This is a genomic window from Mycobacterium sp. 1245852.3 (genome assembly GCF_001669335.1).
Lineage (GTDB): Bacteria > Actinomycetota > Actinomycetes > Mycobacteriales > Mycobacteriaceae > Mycobacterium > Mycobacterium europaeum_A.
On record NZ_LZLL01000151.1, the window covers coordinates 1 to 534 of the forward strand.

General features: G+C 60.5%; 1 protein-coding gene. It reads right to left on the bottom strand.

Annotated elements, in window-relative coordinates:
* Positions 1–24: 24 nt before the first annotated feature.
* On the bottom strand, positions 25–534 hold a 510-nt coding region (locus A9W96_RS06780), incomplete at its 5' end, for a class I SAM-dependent methyltransferase (protein ID WP_197499426.1).

A 534-nucleotide genomic window follows, 5' to 3' on the forward strand; every position in this document is an offset into this window, starting at 1 on the left:
CCGGGCGGCGCGCCCGGCGAATCGCTACTTGGCCAGGGTGAACTGGCCGACGTCGCTGATTCCCTTGCGGAAGAAGTTCTCGCAGCCCGTCAAATAGTGCATATAACGGTCGTAAACCTCTTCCGACTGGATTTCGATCGCCTTATTCCAGTTGGCTTCCAGGTTGGCCGCCCACATGTTGAGCGTCCGCTCGTAATGCTCGCGCAGCAATTGCACCTTTTCGACCGAGAACCCGGCGTTCTGCGCGCAGGTGAAAATGTCTTGCTGCGCCGGCAACTGCCCACCCGGGAAAATTTCGGTGTAAATGAAACGTGTGAATCGCACGTCGCTCATCGTCAGCGAGACGCCGCGCTCGTGTAACTGTTTCTGGGAATGCGCAAGGATCGTGTGCAGCAGCATGACCCCTTCGGGCGGCAGCACTTCGTAGGCCATCTTGAAGAAGCGGCCCCAGCGCTGGCGGCCGAAGTGCTCGAACGCGCCGATCGAGACGATCCGGTCGACGGGCTCGTGGAACTTCTCCCAGCCCTGCAGCCG